Genomic DNA, 15,141 nt, shown 5'->3' with positions numbered 1-15,141 from the left:
GATCGAAAGGAACTCATATTAAAGCCGCTCGGTGATCGCGGTCTCGCTGATCTCGGGCGCATGTCGCGCCGCCGCGAAAATCATCGGCAGAATGTCCTCGACGCGTTCGGCGACGAGATAGCGCACGTCATAGGCTTCGCGGATGAATTCCTCATTATGCATATGGGCGAACAGCGACAGCAGCGGACGCCAGAAGCCGGCGATGTCGGCGATGACCAGAGGCTTCGCATGTCGGCCGAGCTGAATCCAGGTCAGCTGCTCGGTCAATTCCTCCAGCGTGCCGACGCCGCCGGGCAGCGCGACGAAGGCGTCTGAACGTTCGAACATCAGGCGCTTGCGGGTGTGCATGTCCTTGACGACGATCAGGTCCGTCGCGCCGGCGAAGGGAATCTCCCGGTCGTCGAGGAATTCCGGGATGATTCCGGTGACCACGCCGCCGGCGGCGATCGTCGCCTTCGCCAACACGCCCATCAGGCCGATCGCGCCGCCGCCATAGACCAGCCCGACGCCGGCGCGGGCGAGTTCGGCGCCCAGGGCGCGCGCCGCCGCCGCATGGCGCGGATCGGCGCCGATCGAGGAGCCGCAATAGACGCAAATGCTCTTGATTTCTCTCATCTCGATTCTCATGCAGCGCTTCAAGAACGTCCCGCGCGGGGTGCGCATCGCTTCTAAACGTCATATATGACGCCAAACGCCGCGATTGCGGACTCATTCATTCGGAGACCTATGCTTAAACCCGATCAAGACGAATCGAGCGATCCCCACGCGCTCGATCCGGAAGACGCCGCGCCCCCGCCGGTTTCCGCGCAGCAATTGTCGGAATCGTCTCTAATCAAGACGATACGGCATTTGTGGCCCTATCTCTGGCCGCGCGGCCGCCGCGATCTCGAACTGCGCGTCGCCGCGGTCTTCGTCCTGCTCGTCGTGAGCAAGCTGTTCAACGCCGCGACGCCTTACGCCTTCAAATGGGCGACCGATGCGCTCGCCGAGGGCGGCGCCGGCGCCTGGGCTAAGGTCGGCGGCGCCGCCATCTATTTCACCCTGCTGATGGGCGCCATGCGCATCGTCACCGTCGTGCTGATGCAGATGCGCGACGGCGTTTTCGCGGCCGTGGCGATGCACGCGGTACGGCGCCTCGCGACCGATCTCTTCGTTCACATGCACGAACTGTCGCTGCGCTTCCATATCGGCAGAAAGACCGGCGGGCTGACGCGCGTGCTTGAGCGCGGGCGCGCCGGCATCGAAACGCTGTCGCGTCTCATCATGTCGACCGGCGCCCCGACCGTGCTGGAGATGGCGCTGGTTCTGGGCATTTTCCTTTATCAGTTCGACTGGCGCTACGGGCTGGTGCTGCTGTCGACGCTCGGCGCCTATTTTCTCTATACGATGCTCGCCACCAATTGGCGCATCGCCATCCGGCGCAGAATGAATGACAGCGACACCGACGCCAATCAGAAGGCGATCGACAGCCTCTTGAATTACGAGACGGTCAAATATTTCAGCGCGGAAAAACGGGAGGCGGCGCGCTACGACAAGTCGATGATCCATTATGAGCAGGCGAGCACCCAGTCCTACGTCTCGCTGGCGGTGCTCAACGCCGGCCAGACGGTGATCTACATTATCGGGCTCACCGCGATGATGGTGATGTGCGTCTACGGCATCGAAGCCGGCCGTAACACGGTGGGCGATTTTGTCCTGATCAATCTGATGATGGGGCAGCTGGCGCAGCCCCTGAATTTCATGGGCACCTTCTATCGCGAGGTGCGGCAGGCGATCATCGATATCGAGACGATGTTCTCGATCCTGGCGCAGAGCCCGGAGATTTTGGACAGGCCGGGCGCGCAGCCGCTCGTCGTGCGCGAGGGGCGGATCGTCTTCGACAATGTCTCGTTCCATTACGAGCCGAACCGGCCGATCCTCAAAGGCGTGAGCTTCGAAGCCGAGCCCGGACAAACCATCGCGATCGTCGGACCGTCGGGGGCAGGGAAGTCGACGATCTCGCGACTGATGTTTCGCTTCTATGAGCCGCAAGGCGGCAGCATCACGATCGACGGGCAGAATATTCTCGACGTGACGCAGGAGAGTCTGCGCGCGGCGATCGGCATGGTGCCGCAGGACACGGTGCTGTTCAACGATTCGATCGGCTACAACATTCGTTACGGAAGATGGGACGCGAGCGACGCGGAGGTGCGCGACGCGGCCCGGCTGGCGCAGATCGACCGCTTCATCGCAAGCGTGCCGGACGCTTATAATGCGCAGGTCGGCGAGCGCGGTCTGAAGCTGTCGGGCGGCGAGAAGCAGCGCGTCGCGATCGCCCGCACCATTCTCAAAGGTCCGCCGATCCTCATTCTCGACGAGGCGACCTCGGCGCTCGACAGTTTCACCGAACATGAGATTCAAGAGGCGCTGCGCCGCGTCGCGCACGGCCGCACCACGCTGGTCATCGCCCATCGCCTGTCGACCATCGTCGACGCTGACGACATTCTGTTTCTCGACCACGGCCGCATCATCGAGCGCGGCACGCATAAGGAGCTGCTGGCGCAGGGCGGTCATTACGCCGGCATGTGGAACCGCCAGCGCGAGGCGGCGGAAGCGCGCGCGAAACTGCTGGAGGCGGAGCGGGAAGAGGAAGTGGAGGCGTAATGCGGGACGCTTTCCCCCTCGGGCAGGGCTGAAACTCACGCCCGAGTTTTTGCGCGATGATGCATCCATGGGCGCGGCGGCGGTGTAGGCTGAAGGGCGGCGTTGTCGTCATGCCCGGAGGGTCCAATGACGAGGAAACGCATTCTCGTCCCGCTTATCGTCGCGGTCTGCCTGGCGGCGGGCGCCGCTTCGGCGCAGATCAGGGCGGAGCATCCGCGCCATTGCGTGATGAGCGTCGGTCCGACGCAAATGATGTTCAGCGCCTTTCAGGAGAATAGGACCGACGAGATTTTTTGCCGGCATGTGCCGACGCTCGGCCCGACGATGATCATTCTCGACGCGCAGCAGGTTGAGCTGCGCGAGATGAATATTGAAATCCGCCTATTGCGAAACACGGGGCAGAAGGATTGGCGCGACGATCTCGACGCCAATACGATCGCCGTCTTGCCGCCGAAGAAATATCTTGCCGACAAGGGCACCGCGAGCTTTACCCATGATTTCGTCAGCGACGGAAATTATATCGCGCTGGTCAGGGCGACGAGCGATGACGGCGCCAAGGAATATGTCGGAGAATATGATTTCTCCGTCGGCGAGACGGCGGAATGGTATGTCGCGCTGGCGATGATGTCGCTTGTCGGCGCCGGCGCCCTGCTCGGCATGTGGCGCCGACGCCGCAGGGCGGCGCGGCCAATCGCGAAAAAGCGGGTCGGATAGGGGTCAGCCCTTCGTCAATCGCTTGTGATTGCGATTGACGCGCTTGGCGTAAACGGCGAGGGCGCGATCAGCGGCGAGATGTGGCTGGCCGGCCGCTATGCTCTTCGCGGCCTCCATGCTGGCGTCGGTTGCGGCTTTGATTTTTTCGTCGACCATCAGCTGGCTCTCGCGCCTGCCATGGGCGCCGCCGGTGGCGATTTTCAGCAGCCGCAGGCCGATCACCTGATTGGCCATGAGGCTCAGTTTGAGCGCGTCGGAGAAAAACTTGTTCATTCTCAATGGACTATGGCGCGACTTTCGATTCTGTCAAGGGAAATGGCGCGGCCGCGGCGTTGGCTAGCTGAAGATATGGCAGTGCAGCAAAGAACGCGCGCGACATTCGCTAACGCATCGCCGAGCGCAATCAGGAACGCCCGGTTTGCGAAGCGGGGCTGGGACTGGGAGGGCGTTGCAACAAGAGGCGCCATGACCGCGCCCGACGCCTTGCGTCAGCAGATCGCCGGGCGCCACGACAAGGCGCTGATCGCCAAATTCGGCTCGACGGGGCCAAGCTATTTTTCGGCTCCGGGCGCGGCGTTCCATTCCTTGTCCGCCGCTTCTCGAAACAGGCGGGCGAAGGTCTGAAGCTCGGCCGGAGAGAGGTCGGAGATCGCCACATAGGCGTGCTCGCGGTCGCTCCACCGCGCCACCGGATAGCCTCGCCGGGTCGCGTTCGACGATTGCGTCGGACCGTGCTGCGCCGGAAGCTCGGTCAGGGAAATCAGATGCTCGCGACGCTTGAAAACGAGCGTCGGCGCGCCGCCGCCGTCGACAATGTCGAGCCGGGCGCCGATGAGCGGAAAGCCCTCATTGGCGAGGTCGACGACGACGGCGGCGACCGGCAGTTTCGCCGCAAGCCAGGGTTTCACTGTATGTCTGTCGCTCGACGCGACATCGACGGGATGTCCGGAAATCTGGCCGCGCATATGGCCGGCGATCAGAGCGTCCAACCTCTCATCATCCGCAGTCGCGCGCGGCGCCGCGAAATAGCCGGCAAGGCCGGCGGCGACGACGAAACAGGCCGCAAGACTCGTCAAAAGAGCGACGCGCGGCGTGCGCCCTCGCCAAACGCCTGTGGCCTCGAACGCCGGGGAAGGCTGCTCCAACAATTCGGCAAGGATACGCGCTTTCAACGCGTCCGGCGCCGCCTCCCGTGGCGCGTGAATTCTCATCGCTTCGCGCAGCTTGAGCAGCCTGTCGCGCGCCGCGGCAAGCTCCGGCTCGGCGCCCAGTCGTCTTTCGAATTCGATCACGCCCGCGGCGTCGAGTTCGCCGTCGACATAGGCGTTGAGCAGAAGTTCGTCGTCCGGATCAATCATCGCAACGCTCCGAGACGTTCGGCGAGCAAGGCGCGCGCCCGCGCCAAACGCGACATCACAGTTCCAAGCGGCGCGCCGGTGGCTTCCGCGATGTCGCGATAGCTCAGCCCGTTGATCTCGCGCAGAACCAGCGCTTCCCGAAACGCCAGCGGCAGGTTCGCGATCGCTTCCGTCACGCTCGCCCGGTCAGACGCCGCGATCATCGCCTCTTCCTGAGATGGAGCCGTCGCAACATCGGCGCCCGCTTGCGCCTCGGCCTCTTCGGCGGCGCCGGCAAGCACCAGCGCGCGCGGACGATTCTTCGCCAGCCAGGAATAGGCGGCGTTGCGCGTGACCGTGAGCAGAAAAGCGCGTGGGCGCTCCGGCGAAATCGTGGCGAACGCCTTCAACGCCCGCAGGCAGGCCTCCTGCGTCACATCTTCGGCGTCCGCGGCGTCGCCGGTGATCCAGCGCGCCAGCGAATAGGCATCGTCGAGATGCGGCAGAGCATGTTCTTGAAAGCGCCGCCGCGCGATGTCGTCGGACACGCTCAGGCCATCCGTTCTCAGGGCGTCACGATGATCTTGCCGTGCATTTGCGGATGCAGGCCGCAGAAATAGATGAATTCTCCCGGCTTGTCGAAGACGCGCGCGAAGGTCTCGTCCGTGTCCAGCGCTTTCGATCTAAACCCGCCATTCGCGTCGACGACATTATGCGGCAGATCATCGTGATTGACGAAGACAATTGTGGTCCCAGCCCTGACGGAAAGCGTCGCCGGGGAGAAGGTGAAATTGTCGATCGTTACTTTCGTCTCTTCTGCGCCGAGGGCCGGCGCCGTCAGCAGTAAGATCGAGAGAGCGATGCGCAGCTTCATGTTTCAGCCCTCCAGCGTTGCATCGGCGATGGCGAGCGGCGACTTGCTCTTCGTCAGCGTCACGCTCGACACGCCAAGGAAACGGCGTAGTTCTTCGGCGGGCACGAGCTTTGGACCCGGGGATGGCGCGGTTCCGGGCTCCGGCTGCGGAAAGGCGGTGGAGCGCGCGGAATGAAAGGTCACATGTCCTTCGACCTTCTGCATAAGCTGGTGTATGTGGCCGTTGAGAACGGTCACCGAGGCGAAGCGCGACAGAAGCTTCAGCGCCTGCGCGCCGTCCTGCGTGCCCCAGCCCCAATCGGCGGCGATGATCCAAAGCGGAATATGCGAGAAAACCACGATCGGCGTCGACGCGGTTTTGGCTTTGAGGTCATCGGCGAGCCAGGCGAGCTGTTCGTCGCCGAGATTGCCCATGCCGCTCGCTTTCAGCTCATGCACATTGACGAGGCCGACGAAATGAACGCCGCGATGATCGAATGAATGCCAGCCCTTGCCCTGCGAATTCTTGCCATAGCGCGCGAGAAAGGCCTCGCCCGGCCTCTCGTCGATTACATCATGCTCGCCGGGGACGTAGTGGAAGTCGAACTTGACGGCGCGCGCAAGTTGTTCGAATTCATCGAATTCCTTCGGCTTTGACAAATGCGTAATGTCGCCCGTGTGGATGATGAAATCGGGCTTCTTCGGCAAAGCGTCGATTTTTCGCAGCGCTGCGAGGAACGTCGCGGCGGGATCGGGATTGGCCGGCTTATTGAAGCCAATATGGCTGTCCGAAATCTGCACGAAGGAGAAGCCGCCGGCGGCGGCCTGCGCCGAGCCGACGAGCGAGGCTTTCGGCGCGCCGCCGTCAATCGTCCACAATAGGCCGCTTCCGGCCCAGGCCATGCATTTCAGGGCCTGCCGCCGAGTGGTATTGGCCTCGAACATGTCCGGTCTCCTTCATCGTCGCGGCGAAGCGCGGATAGGGAGAAGACTCCGGTTCGCGATGGAATATTCCCCGGCGCTCAAAAAAATTTGATATCCGGAAAAGCAAGGCCATTTCGGCGGGGCCGGCAATCTTCAGGGCGCCCGCCTTCGACCCGTCGATGATGGGAGCAAGGCAGACAGAGACGCAATGACGACCGCCGAATTTTTCCACCACGACATCGCCGATCGCCACGACAAGGTGCTGATCGTCGATTTCGGCTCTCAGGTCACGCAGCTCATCGCAAGGCGCGTCCGCGAGGCGGGGGTCTATTGCGAGATCGCGCCGTTTCAGAACGCCGAGCGGGCTTTCGCGGAGATTCGTCCCAAGGCGGTGATCCTCTCCGGCGGGCCTTGCTCGGTCACCGAGGAAGGCTCGCCGCGCGCGCCGCAGGCGATTTTCGATTCAGGCGTGCCGGTGCTCGGCATCTGCTATGGCGAGCAGACGATGGCGGTTCAGCTCGGCGGCAGGGTCGAAGCCGGCCATCATCGCGAATTCGGCCGCGCCGAGGTCACGGCGCTGGAGCAAAGCGCGCTTCTTGACGGCGTATGGGAGAAGGGCGGCGGCTTTCCGGTCTGGATGAGCCATGGCGACCGGGTGACAAAACTTCCTGATGGCTTTCGCGTTATCGCCGCGTCCGAAAACGCGCCCTTCGCCGCGATCGCCGATGAAGCGCGGCGCTATTACGGGGTGCAGTTTCATCTCGAAGTCGCGCATACGCCGGATGGCGCGAAACTCCTGTCGAATTTCGTTCATAAGGTCGCGGGGCTGAAGTCCGACTGGACGATGGCGGCGTTTCGCGGCGAGGCCATTGCCGCGATCCGGCGCCAGGTCGGCGACGGGCGCGTGCTCTGCGGGCTTTCGGGCGGCGTCGACAGCGCCGTCGCGGCGGTGCTGATTCACGAAGCGATCGGCGATGCGCTGACCTGCGTCTTCGTCGATCACGGCCTGCTGCGCCAGGGCGAGGCGGAAGAGGTCGTGCGGCTGTTTCGCGATCACTACAACATCCCGCTGCATCACGTCGAAGCGGCGGACCTTTTTCTCGGCGCGCTCGACGGCGTCGAAGACCCGGAGATGAAGCGCAAGACCATCGGCCGCCTGTTCATCGAGACGTTCGAGGCCGAGGCGAAGAAGATTGCGCGGGACGGTCGCGGCGCGCCGCAGTTTCTCGCGCAAGGCACGCTCTATCCGGATGTGATCGAGAGCGTGTCGTTTACCGGCGGGCCTTCGGTGACGATCAAATCGCATCACAATGTCGGTGGCCTGCCGGAGCGCATGAACATGAGGCTGGTCGAACCGCTGCGCGAACTCTTCAAGGACGAAGTGCGCGCGCTCGGGCGCGAACTCGGCCTGCCGGAAGCTTTTGTGGGGCGGCATCCTTTTCCGGGGCCGGGACTGGCGATCCGTTGTCCCGGATTCGTGACGCGCGAGAAGCTGGCGATCTTGCGCAAGGCCGACGCTGTCTATCTCGACGAAATCCGCAAGGCGGGACTGTATGACGACATCTGGCAGGCTTTCGCCGCGCTGCTGCCGGTGCGCAGCGTCGGCGTGATGGGCGACGGGCGCACATACGATTACGTCGTAGCGCTGCGCGCGGTCACGTCGAGCGACGGCATGACCGCCGATTTCTACCCCTTCGACATGAGCTTTCTCGCCCGCGCCGCGACGCGCATCATCAACGAAGTGAAGGGCGTCAACCGCGTGGTCTATGATGTGACGTCGAAGCCGCCGGGGACGATCGAGTGGGAATGATTTTTGCCCATCCCAGAGTATCCGGCGGTATCCAGAAATGCGCCATAACGCACTGAAATAAAAAAGAAAATAGTTCATTACCAATCGAGGACTATCGGCCGGCAGAGATGGCGGCTGACGTACTCGCTGACGGTATGCTTCTCTCTTGCGAAAGTGGATTTCGTCCGATACCGTCAGGGTCCGAGCGCCTTTGACGGTCTTTTTTTATGCCATAATAGGCTGTAATAAAAAGAGATTTTGTTAAATTGGTGCCAGAAAATGGCCTGACGGTCTTTTTTCGTGGAGGCGCGGAAATGCTTACTGATGCGGCCCTTAAGCATCTGAAGCCAAAAGAGAAAATTTACAAGGTGACGGACCGGGACGGCATGTATGTGCTGGTCAGGCCATCGGGGACCCTCACTTTTCAGCTCGACTATCGGATGAACGGGCGGCGCGAGACCGTCACGTTTGGCAAGTACGGCCCGGCGGGGCTGTCACTTGCCCGGGCGCGGGAGCTGTGCATCGACGCCAAACGGGCCATCAGCGAGGGACGGTCGCCAGCGATCGAAAAGCAGCGGGAAAAGCGCCGTCTCCTGGAGGCGAAGAGCTTTGGTGAGTTCGGGGAGAAATGGCTGACCGCGGCGCCGATGGCAGACAGCACACGCGCAATGCGGCGATCGATCTTCGAACGCGAACTGCTACCGAAGTGGCGGAACAGGCTTCTGACCGAGATCACGCCAAATGACTTGCGGGCTCATTGCGGCGCCATCGTCGATCGCGGTGCGCCGGCGACGGCGATCCACGTCCGCGACATTCTCAAGCAGATCTACGGCTTCGCGATCCTGCACGGCGAGAAGGTCGCCAACCCTGCTGACGAGATTTGTCCGGCCGCCATCGCTAATTTCGTTCCAAGGGATCGATCTCTGTCGCCCACGGAGATTAGGATCATGCTGAAGCAACTCGAACATGTTGCCACGCTGCCGACAATCCGGCTGGGCCTTCGCCTTTTTCTTCTGACTATGGTTCGCAAGAGCGAACTCCAGGATGCGACATGGGATGAAGTCGACTTCGAGAACGCGCTCTGGACGATTCCGAAGGAACGCATGAAGCGGTCGAAGGCGCACAACGTGTACATGTCGCGCCAGATTCTGGACATTTTCATTGCGCTGAAGACGTGCTCGGGAAACTCACGCTACGTCCTGCCGTCGCGCTATGACGCCGACGCTCCGATGTCCCGCGCGACCTTCAACCGGGTGACCTATTCAGTGGTCGAGCAGGCCAAGAAGGAAGGCCTGCCGCTAGAACCGTTCACGGTCCACGATCTTCGCCGTACCGGGTCGACATTACTGAACGAAGTTGGCTTCAACAGCGATTGGATCGAGAAGTGCTTGGCGCATGAGGATGGCCGTTCCTCGCGCGGGGTGTACAACAAGGCCGAGTACGAAGTGCAGCGTCGCCACATGATGCAGGAGTGGTCGGATATCATCGACGCCTGGGTCGCCGGCAAGAAGCGCGTGCCGGTGCTCATCCCGCCTTCGATGCCGTTGCTTGAACCGGATCCCGCTCTCGAACCGGGCGCGACCGCCGCTGTCTGACGTCGGGCGACTGAGCGCGCCGGATGGGTGCTGACCGGCGTGATGCCAACCACGCCTCGACCTCGGCGAGATCCCACACAACGCAACGTGGTGAGAGGGCGAAGCGTCGAGGAAATTCTCTGCGCTGTTCCATCTCGTAGATGGTGCTATCGGCGAGCGGCACCATCTCGCGTAGCTGGCGCCTTCGGATCGTTCGTTTGATTGGTGCTTCTTCCAAGCGAGCCACGGTTGTCCTCCAAGCCATTCGGCGCAGAGGAAAAAGAAAGCGATAGTCCTCGAAAAAGGGAAAGACCCTAAATCACTGCGCAGTGGAATGGGCGGCCATGGAGTGCAAATCGGATGGGTCTAGCGAGCAGGTGTTAGTTGCTTCGTCCCCGATCGAGCAGGCGACCCTCCGCTGGAAGCGTCGCCAGCCAATGAGATTTCAAATCAATCACGTGCGGTTGGCTCGCCCGCGGCACAGCCTGAGCGTCTCCTCATCCCGGAGCGCGCCAATTCGCCTGAGAGGCGCCATTCTGCGGCGCGGACGGTTTCTTCCCGCTATTGCGCACCTTGGCGAAGGCGCGGTCGCTTGCGATGAATTTCTCCAACATCGGCGCGATCAGTTTCGCCGGTTCGACGGCTTTGCCTGACTCTCGCGCGAGGATTTCCGCATAGGCGACGAGGTCGCGATGGAGCGCCGCCGGCAGGGAGACGGTGAGTCTGACGGGCTTGTCATCCTGAAATGATGCGAGTTTGAGCTTCGTCATTGGTCGAGGCCAGTGGTTTGGATCTCCGCAGGGGCGCCATAGGGCGCCAGCACCAAGTCGCGGGTGACGATCACCCGCACTGGAAATCCCGGACGGATGGTCAGCGTCGGCTGGATATTGAGATTGCGCCCGACGATCTGCTGGCCGGTCTGATTGAGGCTTTGCGCGCCGCCGCGGCGAAGCGCCTGGATGAGCGCATTCTCTTCTCCCATCGAGCCGAGCTGCGTTCCGACGCCCAGGATCGTCGACAGCGCCGCCGCGCCCGCCAATCTCAGCCAATGATGATCGACCTCGTCCTCGAGCCCCGAGAAGCCGGCGGCGTCGGCGCCAGGTTGGCGCTCCAGCACGATGGAGCGGCCGTCCGGAAGAATGAGCCGGTTCCATACGAGCAGCACACGCGACTGGCCGAAGGCGATTTGCGAGTCATAGACGCCGATGAGCTTCGCGCCCTGCGGGATGAGGAGGAAACGCCCCGTCGGGCTGTCATAGACATTTTCGGTCACTTGCGCCGTGATTTGGCCCGGAAGGTCAGAGCGAATTCCGGTGACGAGCGCCGCAGGAATGACGGCGCCCGCTTGCACGACATAGCGCGATGCTGGCCGCGCTAGACGATCTGGACTGACTGTGCGGCGATCGACGGCCGCGTTGACGAAGGCGAGCTTGCGATCCTGCATATTTTGGATCACGCTCGGATCGATCGGCGGCGCTTCTGTAGTAAGCAGCGCAGCGGATGGCGAAGCGGCGTTCGTCGATGCTGTCGCGGCCGCGCCCGCCAATGGTCGCTGACTGACATTAGTCGGCGCGAACAATTTCGCCGTGCGCGCCGCCTCGCGCTCCTGGCCGATTCGCTGTTCTTCTGGATCGACTGCCGCCGGCGTAGGCAATTGGCCCTGCGCGGCGAGGATTGGACGGCCGAGATCGCCCGGCAGCGGCGGCCCAAGTTTGGGGACGTTCCTCGGCAGGCCCCCATAGTCGCGCGGCAAGGCGGCGAGCCCGTCGGCGGTGGTCTTGGCCTCGGTGTTATAAAGCTCCGGCGCTGACGCTGAGCGCCCGCGTTGTTGCAAGGCGAAGAACGTCATGCCGAGAATGGCGGCGGCGGAGACGCCGGAGAGCGCGATTAGCACGCGGCGCGAGAGCCGCGTCACTGGCGGGCGCTCGGGACGAAGCCGCAGTTCCTTGACGAGTTCCTTCTCGTGCTGCGGCGCGCTCATATCGCCGGCCTTCCATCGCTGCGCACGATGCGCACGATCTTCTGCTCATCCGCACCAAAACGCAGTTCGGCCGCGGCAAAGAGTCGATCGACGATCATATGATTGCCGCGCACGCGGTAATTGACGAGTTCGCTGCCGCCCGAGGCGCCGATGATGAAGAGCGGCGGCATTTCGCCCTGGGAGACTCCGCGCGGGAATTCGACATAGACCTTGCGGCCGTCGTCGAAGGCGCGCAGCGGGCGCCAGGGCGCAGCGTCGCCGTCGATCGCGTAGCGGAAATTCAGATTGGCGAGGTCGAGGCCGGCGTCGACGGACGCGGCGGCTTCCGCGACGGCGTTCTGCCGGCGCAGCGCAATGAGCTCGTCCTGCGGATATTGCCAGGAGACCGAAGCCATATAGGTCTTTTCGGTCGAACGCAGCTCCAGATGATAGGTGCGCCGGTCGGTGTTGATGACGAGATTGGTCATGAGGTCCGCGCGGGTCGGCTTGACCATGATATGGGTCTTCTTGCTCGCTCCCGAACCGCTCTCCGTGTCGCCGATGATCCAGCGCACGGTGTCCCCGACGGCGACCGGGCCGGAGCCGACGAGCTGTTCGCCGTCCTGCAGGGCGATGTCGGTGATTTCTCGGGGAGCGGCGTAGACTTGGTAGAGCGCCCCGTCCGAAAAGGGGTAGACCTGGACGGCGTTGAAATAGCCGGCGCGGCGCGGCTGCATGCGCGCGGCGGCGTTGGCCTGTTCGATGCGCAACTTTGGATCGACGGGTTCAGCCGGCTCTCCCTTGGAGCGCGACAAAGATTTGAGCTGACCGGGAAGCGGCAGAACCTTCGGGATTTCGACGATCTTGACCGCCTTCGGCGGATCGCTTTGTAGCGCCGCCGGCGATGGGAAATCGTCGTAATCAATCTCGGGCGGCTTGAAGCTCGAACAGGCGCAGAGACTCGTGGAGCCCAGCAGAACAAGCGCAACCCTGCGAAACGAATGAAGCGTCATTGTCCGAGCTCCTTTGACCAGTTGACGGCGTGGATGAAAAGACCGAGCGGGTTCTTGCGCAGGCGCTCGGCGTCACGCGGCGGCTGATTGATGATGGTGAGAATGGCGGTCCAGCGTTCGGTCGAGGCGAGAGTGGCGTTCTCGTAGTGGCGCTCGGTCCAGGCGATGCGAAAGGAATCGGCCGAGGCGCGAATGACGCTTGACACATCGACGGCGATTTGAAGCTGGCCGATCTTGGCGAAGGGGTCGTTAGCGCGCGCATAGTCGTTCAAGGCCAGCGCGCCCTTGTCGGTGGCGAAGTCATAGGCCTTGAGCCAATTCTGGCGGACAATGATCGGATCGGAAGGAATGGAGCGCACATTCTCGATGAAGCGCGCGAGATGCCAGGCGATCTGCGGATCGGTCGGCTTATAGTCGGCGACGGCCGGCGCGATCGCCTGGGCTTCGCCGAGCTTATCGACCTGCACCACCCAGGGCACGATCGAACCGCGCGCGCCTTGCCAGACGAGGGCGGCGGCGAGACCGCCGGCGAGAAAGAGATTGCCGAAGGCGATGAGTCGCCAATTGTGGGCTTGCGCTCGCGCAGAGCCGATGCGCTCGTCCCAGACTTGCGCGGCTTTTTGGTATGGGGTTTCAGGTTCGGGCGTGCGCCCATAGCGAACGGAAGATCGTTTGAACATCAGCGCGCCTCGGAAAGGTTGATGGAAGCTCCGCCGCCGTGGGAATCGCCGGAGTGGATTGTGTGGGCAGCGAGCGAGAAGCCATGAGCGGCGGATTGACTGCGCTTCATTCGCCGCGCCCAGGCGGGCTCGCCGCCGGCGGAAGGAACGGCGCCCGCGGGATCGGCGGAACCGCCCATCGGCGCCGCCGCAATGCTCGCGGATGCAAACGGCCGTTCGATCGGAGCGCCCGTTCCTCCTCCCGGTCGACCCGGGGGACCGGCAGAGGGCGGGCCGCCCGCCGGACCGAGCGCGCCGGGCGATCCAGGCCCTCGTCCCGGCGGAATTGTCGTCGCCGCAACGGTGTCGCGATTGCCAGCAAGGCCTGCGAGCGTTCCGCCCGCAAAGCGCGCCGCGCCGACGCTTGCGATACCCGCGCCGGCGACAACAAGGCCAGCTCCGACGGCGGCGCCCGCGCCGAGCTGCGGCCCGCCCGAAACGATGCCGTTGGCGATGCCGGGGCCGAACATGCCGAGCCCGAGTAGCGATAGCGCGGCGAGAACGAGCGCCATGGCGTCGTCGATCGAAGGTTGCCCACCGCCGTATCCTTGCGTGAACTGCGCAAAGAGCGTCGAGCCGATGCCGACGATCACGGCGAGCACCAACACCTTGACGCCAGAAGAGACGACATTGCCGAGCACGCGTTCGGCGATAAAGGCGGTCTTGCCGAAGAGGCCGAAGGGAATGAGCACGAAACCAGCGAGCGTCGTGAGCTTGAACTCGATCAGCGTGACGAAGAGCTGAATAGCGAGAATGAAGAAGCTCAATAGAACGATGAGCCAAGCGATGAGCAGAACGACGATCTGCAGGAAATTCTCGAAGAAGGAGACATAGCCCGTGAGGCTTGAGATGGCGTCTAGAATCGGATGGCCGGCGTCGATCCCGACCTGCGCGACGCGGCCCGGCCGCAGAAAATCGGCCGCCGAAAGGCTGCTGCCCGCGGCCTTGAGGCCGAGTCCAGAAAAGCTCTGAAAGACGCTGCGGGCGAGATTGTTCCAATTGCCAATGAGAAAAGCGAACACCCCGACGAACAGCGTCTTCTTGACGAGTCGGGCGATGATGTCCTCGTCCGGCCCCATGCTCCAGAAGAGCGCGGCAAGCGTGACGTCGATCACGACCAGCGTCGACGCAAGAAATCCAACTTCGCCGCCGAGCAGGCCGAAGCCTGAATCGATATAGGAGGTGAAGGTCTCCAGGAAGCGATCGATGACGCCGGTTCCGCCCATGGTTTCACTCGCCCTCTGGAGTCGGAGCGGTCATCGGCGCGATTTTGTCCTGCTCCCTCGGAAGCGTGGGAAACATATCGAGCGGCTGGCCAGCGTCGTGGGGCGCTTTGCCTGACGTCAAAAATTTGCGGCGCTGCTTCGCCCAAAGTTCTCTGCACGCCGGATCGTCCGCCTGCTCGATCGGCAGCTTCGTGCAGCGCAGAAGCTCTTCGTCGATCGGAGGCGCTTCGACTGGCGCGAAGGTCCGCGACGTGGGCGGCAGCCGCCCCCTTGCCGCAACATCTGCATCGCAAGCTGCTTCGACGCCGACAAGAGCGACGGCGCCGATCACGACGCCGAGCGCAATGAAGCCGATGTTTTCAGGAGCGAGCCAGTCTTCGATTTTCATC

General features: G+C 63.0%; 17 protein-coding genes. 4 read left to right on the top strand and 13 right to left on the bottom strand.

Annotation, left to right across the window (positions count from 1 at the left end; all coding sequences use genetic code 11):
- Window positions 1–18: 18 nt before the first annotated feature.
- Window positions 19–615: a TIGR00730 family Rossman fold protein gene (locus tag U1E20_RS12400; protein WP_409980925.1), complete on the bottom strand. Its 597-nt coding sequence runs from the start codon at window positions 613–615 to the stop codon at window positions 19–21.
- 111 nt (window positions 616–726) lie between these two features.
- Between U1E20_RS12400 and U1E20_RS12395 the strand changes: the two genes are divergently transcribed.
- Complete coding sequence (locus tag U1E20_RS12395) at window positions 727–2,643, top strand: ABCB family ABC transporter ATP-binding protein/permease (RefSeq protein WP_409980924.1); 1,917 nt, start codon at window positions 727–729, stop codon at window positions 2,641–2,643.
- A 126-nt stretch (window positions 2,644–2,769) separates the two neighbouring features.
- Window positions 2,770–3,357, top strand: coding sequence for a hypothetical protein (locus U1E20_RS12390; RefSeq protein WP_409980923.1), 588 nt, complete (start codon window positions 2,770–2,772; stop codon window positions 3,355–3,357).
- Between the two features lie 3 nt (window positions 3,358–3,360).
- On the opposite strand, the gene U1E20_RS12385 is transcribed toward U1E20_RS12390, so the two are convergent.
- The 5 genes from U1E20_RS12385 to U1E20_RS12365 all read right to left on the bottom strand — a co-directional run bounded on the left by U1E20_RS12385 (window position 3,361) and on the right by U1E20_RS12365 (window position 6,492).
- On the bottom strand, window positions 3,361–3,630 hold the full coding sequence (locus tag U1E20_RS12385) for a hypothetical protein (RefSeq protein ID WP_409980922.1): 270 nt from the start codon (window positions 3,628–3,630) through the stop codon (window positions 3,361–3,363).
- A 278-nt stretch (window positions 3,631–3,908) separates the two neighbouring features.
- Window positions 3,909–4,715: an anti-sigma factor family protein gene (locus U1E20_RS12380; protein WP_409980921.1), complete on the bottom strand. Its 807-nt coding sequence runs from the start codon at window positions 4,713–4,715 to the stop codon at window positions 3,909–3,911.
- Window positions 4,712–5,242, bottom strand: coding sequence for a sigma-70 family RNA polymerase sigma factor (locus tag U1E20_RS12375; RefSeq protein WP_409980920.1), 531 nt, complete (start codon window positions 5,240–5,242; stop codon window positions 4,712–4,714). The genes U1E20_RS12380 and U1E20_RS12375 overlap by 4 nt, the downstream gene beginning before the upstream one ends.
- A gap of 17 nt (window positions 5,243–5,259) precedes the next feature.
- Window positions 5,260–5,568, bottom strand: coding sequence for a cupredoxin family copper-binding protein (locus U1E20_RS12370; RefSeq protein WP_409980919.1), 309 nt, complete (start codon window positions 5,566–5,568; stop codon window positions 5,260–5,262).
- 3 nt (window positions 5,569–5,571) lie between these two features.
- Window positions 5,572–6,492: a metallophosphoesterase family protein gene (locus tag U1E20_RS12365; RefSeq protein ID WP_409980918.1), complete on the bottom strand. Its 921-nt coding sequence runs from the start codon at window positions 6,490–6,492 to the stop codon at window positions 5,572–5,574.
- Window positions 6,493–6,679: 187 nt separating this feature from the next.
- Here U1E20_RS12365 and guaA point away from each other — a divergent pair, with 187 nt between their 5' ends.
- Window positions 6,680–8,281 (top strand): glutamine-hydrolyzing GMP synthase, encoded by a 1,602-nt coding sequence (gene guaA, locus U1E20_RS12360; protein ID WP_409980917.1) that lies wholly within the window; start codon window positions 6,680–6,682, stop codon window positions 8,279–8,281.
- A gap of 293 nt (window positions 8,282–8,574) precedes the next feature.
- Complete coding sequence (locus U1E20_RS12355; RefSeq protein WP_409981090.1) at window positions 8,575–9,855, top strand: tyrosine-type recombinase/integrase; 1,281 nt, start codon at window positions 8,575–8,577, stop codon at window positions 9,853–9,855.
- Here U1E20_RS12355 and U1E20_RS12350 read toward each other — a convergent pair.
- The 7 genes from U1E20_RS12350 to trbK-alt form a co-directional block, all read right to left on the bottom strand.
- Window positions 9,785–10,099 (bottom strand): helix-turn-helix transcriptional regulator, encoded by a 315-nt coding sequence (locus U1E20_RS12350; protein ID WP_409980916.1) that lies wholly within the window; start codon window positions 10,097–10,099, stop codon window positions 9,785–9,787. The two genes, U1E20_RS12355 and U1E20_RS12350, sit on opposite strands and share 71 nt — an antisense overlap.
- A 232-nt stretch (window positions 10,100–10,331) precedes the next feature.
- Window positions 10,332–10,604 (bottom strand): DUF2274 domain-containing protein, encoded by a 273-nt coding sequence (locus U1E20_RS12345; protein ID WP_409980915.1) that lies wholly within the window; start codon window positions 10,602–10,604, stop codon window positions 10,332–10,334.
- The gene (locus U1E20_RS12340; protein ID WP_409980914.1) at window positions 10,601–11,815 is read right to left on the bottom strand and encodes a TrbI/VirB10 family protein; all 1,215 of its coding nucleotides are present in this window, start codon (window positions 11,813–11,815) and stop codon (window positions 10,601–10,603) included. The genes U1E20_RS12345 and U1E20_RS12340 overlap by 4 nt, the downstream gene beginning before the upstream one ends.
- Window positions 11,812–12,807: a P-type conjugative transfer protein TrbG gene (trbG, locus tag U1E20_RS12335; protein ID WP_409980913.1), complete on the bottom strand. Its 996-nt coding sequence runs from the start codon at window positions 12,805–12,807 to the stop codon at window positions 11,812–11,814. Before trbG ends, U1E20_RS12340 begins: the two co-directional genes overlap by 4 nt.
- Complete coding sequence (gene trbF, locus U1E20_RS12330; RefSeq protein WP_409980912.1) at window positions 12,804–13,487, bottom strand: conjugal transfer protein TrbF; 684 nt, start codon at window positions 13,485–13,487, stop codon at window positions 12,804–12,806. Before trbF ends, trbG begins: the two co-directional genes overlap by 4 nt.
- Window positions 13,487–14,752, bottom strand: coding sequence for a P-type conjugative transfer protein TrbL (trbL, locus tag U1E20_RS12325; protein WP_409980911.1), 1,266 nt, complete (start codon window positions 14,750–14,752; stop codon window positions 13,487–13,489). The genes trbF and trbL overlap by 1 nt, the downstream gene beginning before the upstream one ends.
- A 4-nt stretch (window positions 14,753–14,756) precedes the next feature.
- A complete protein-coding gene (gene trbK-alt, locus U1E20_RS12320) occupies window positions 14,757–15,140 on the bottom strand; it encodes a putative entry exclusion protein TrbK-alt (protein WP_409980910.1) in 384 nt (127 codons plus the stop codon).
- Window position 15,141: the final 1 nt, after the last annotated feature.

Origin of the sequence: Methylocystis sp. (assembly GCF_046349115.1) — a bacterium.
Taxonomy (GTDB): Bacteria; Pseudomonadota; Alphaproteobacteria; order Rhizobiales; family Beijerinckiaceae; genus Methylocystis.
The sequence above is the reverse complement of the archived record's forward strand: the minus strand, read 5'-3'. Positions and strand labels throughout refer to the sequence as shown.

Excerpts from the sequence above, each read along its gene's own strand:
- U1E20_RS12365 (WP_409980918.1), bottom strand. The coding sequence starts at position 6,492 with ATGTTCGAGGCCAATACCACTCGGCGGCAGGCCCTGAAATGCATGGCC.
- trbK-alt (WP_409980910.1), bottom strand. The coding sequence starts at position 15,140 with ATGAAAATCGAAGACTGGCTCGCTCCTGAAAACATCGGCTTCATTGCG.
- trbL (WP_409980911.1), bottom strand. The coding sequence starts at position 14,752 with ATGGGCGGAACCGGCGTCATCGATCGCTTCCTGGAGACCTTCACCTCC.
- U1E20_RS12355 (WP_409981090.1), top strand. The coding sequence starts at position 8,575 with ATGCTTACTGATGCGGCCCTTAAGCATCTGAAGCCAAAAGAGAAAATT.
- U1E20_RS12340 (WP_409980914.1), bottom strand. The coding sequence starts at position 11,815 with ATGAGCGCGCCGCAGCACGAGAAGGAACTCGTCAAGGAACTGCGGCTT.
- trbG (WP_409980913.1), bottom strand. The coding sequence starts at position 12,807 with ATGACGCTTCATTCGTTTCGCAGGGTTGCGCTTGTTCTGCTGGGCTCC.
- U1E20_RS12385 (WP_409980922.1), bottom strand. The coding sequence starts at position 3,630 with ATGAACAAGTTTTTCTCCGACGCGCTCAAACTGAGCCTCATGGCCAAT.
- U1E20_RS12390 (WP_409980923.1), top strand. The coding sequence starts at position 2,770 with ATGACGAGGAAACGCATTCTCGTCCCGCTTATCGTCGCGGTCTGCCTG.
- U1E20_RS12400 (WP_409980925.1), bottom strand. The coding sequence starts at position 615 with ATGAGAGAAATCAAGAGCATTTGCGTCTATTGCGGCTCCTCGATCGGC.
- U1E20_RS12370 (WP_409980919.1), bottom strand. The coding sequence starts at position 5,568 with ATGAAGCTGCGCATCGCTCTCTCGATCTTACTGCTGACGGCGCCGGCC.
- U1E20_RS12380 (WP_409980921.1), bottom strand. The coding sequence starts at position 4,715 with ATGATTGATCCGGACGACGAACTTCTGCTCAACGCCTATGTCGACGGC.
- trbF (WP_409980912.1), bottom strand. The coding sequence starts at position 13,487 with ATGTTCAAACGATCTTCCGTTCGCTATGGGCGCACGCCCGAACCTGAA.
- U1E20_RS12345 (WP_409980915.1), bottom strand. The coding sequence starts at position 10,604 with ATGACGAAGCTCAAACTCGCATCATTTCAGGATGACAAGCCCGTCAGA.
- guaA (WP_409980917.1), top strand. The coding sequence starts at position 6,680 with ATGACGACCGCCGAATTTTTCCACCACGACATCGCCGATCGCCACGAC.
- U1E20_RS12395 (WP_409980924.1), top strand. The coding sequence starts at position 727 with ATGCTTAAACCCGATCAAGACGAATCGAGCGATCCCCACGCGCTCGAT.
- U1E20_RS12350 (WP_409980916.1), bottom strand. The coding sequence starts at position 10,099 with ATGGCTTGGAGGACAACCGTGGCTCGCTTGGAAGAAGCACCAATCAAA.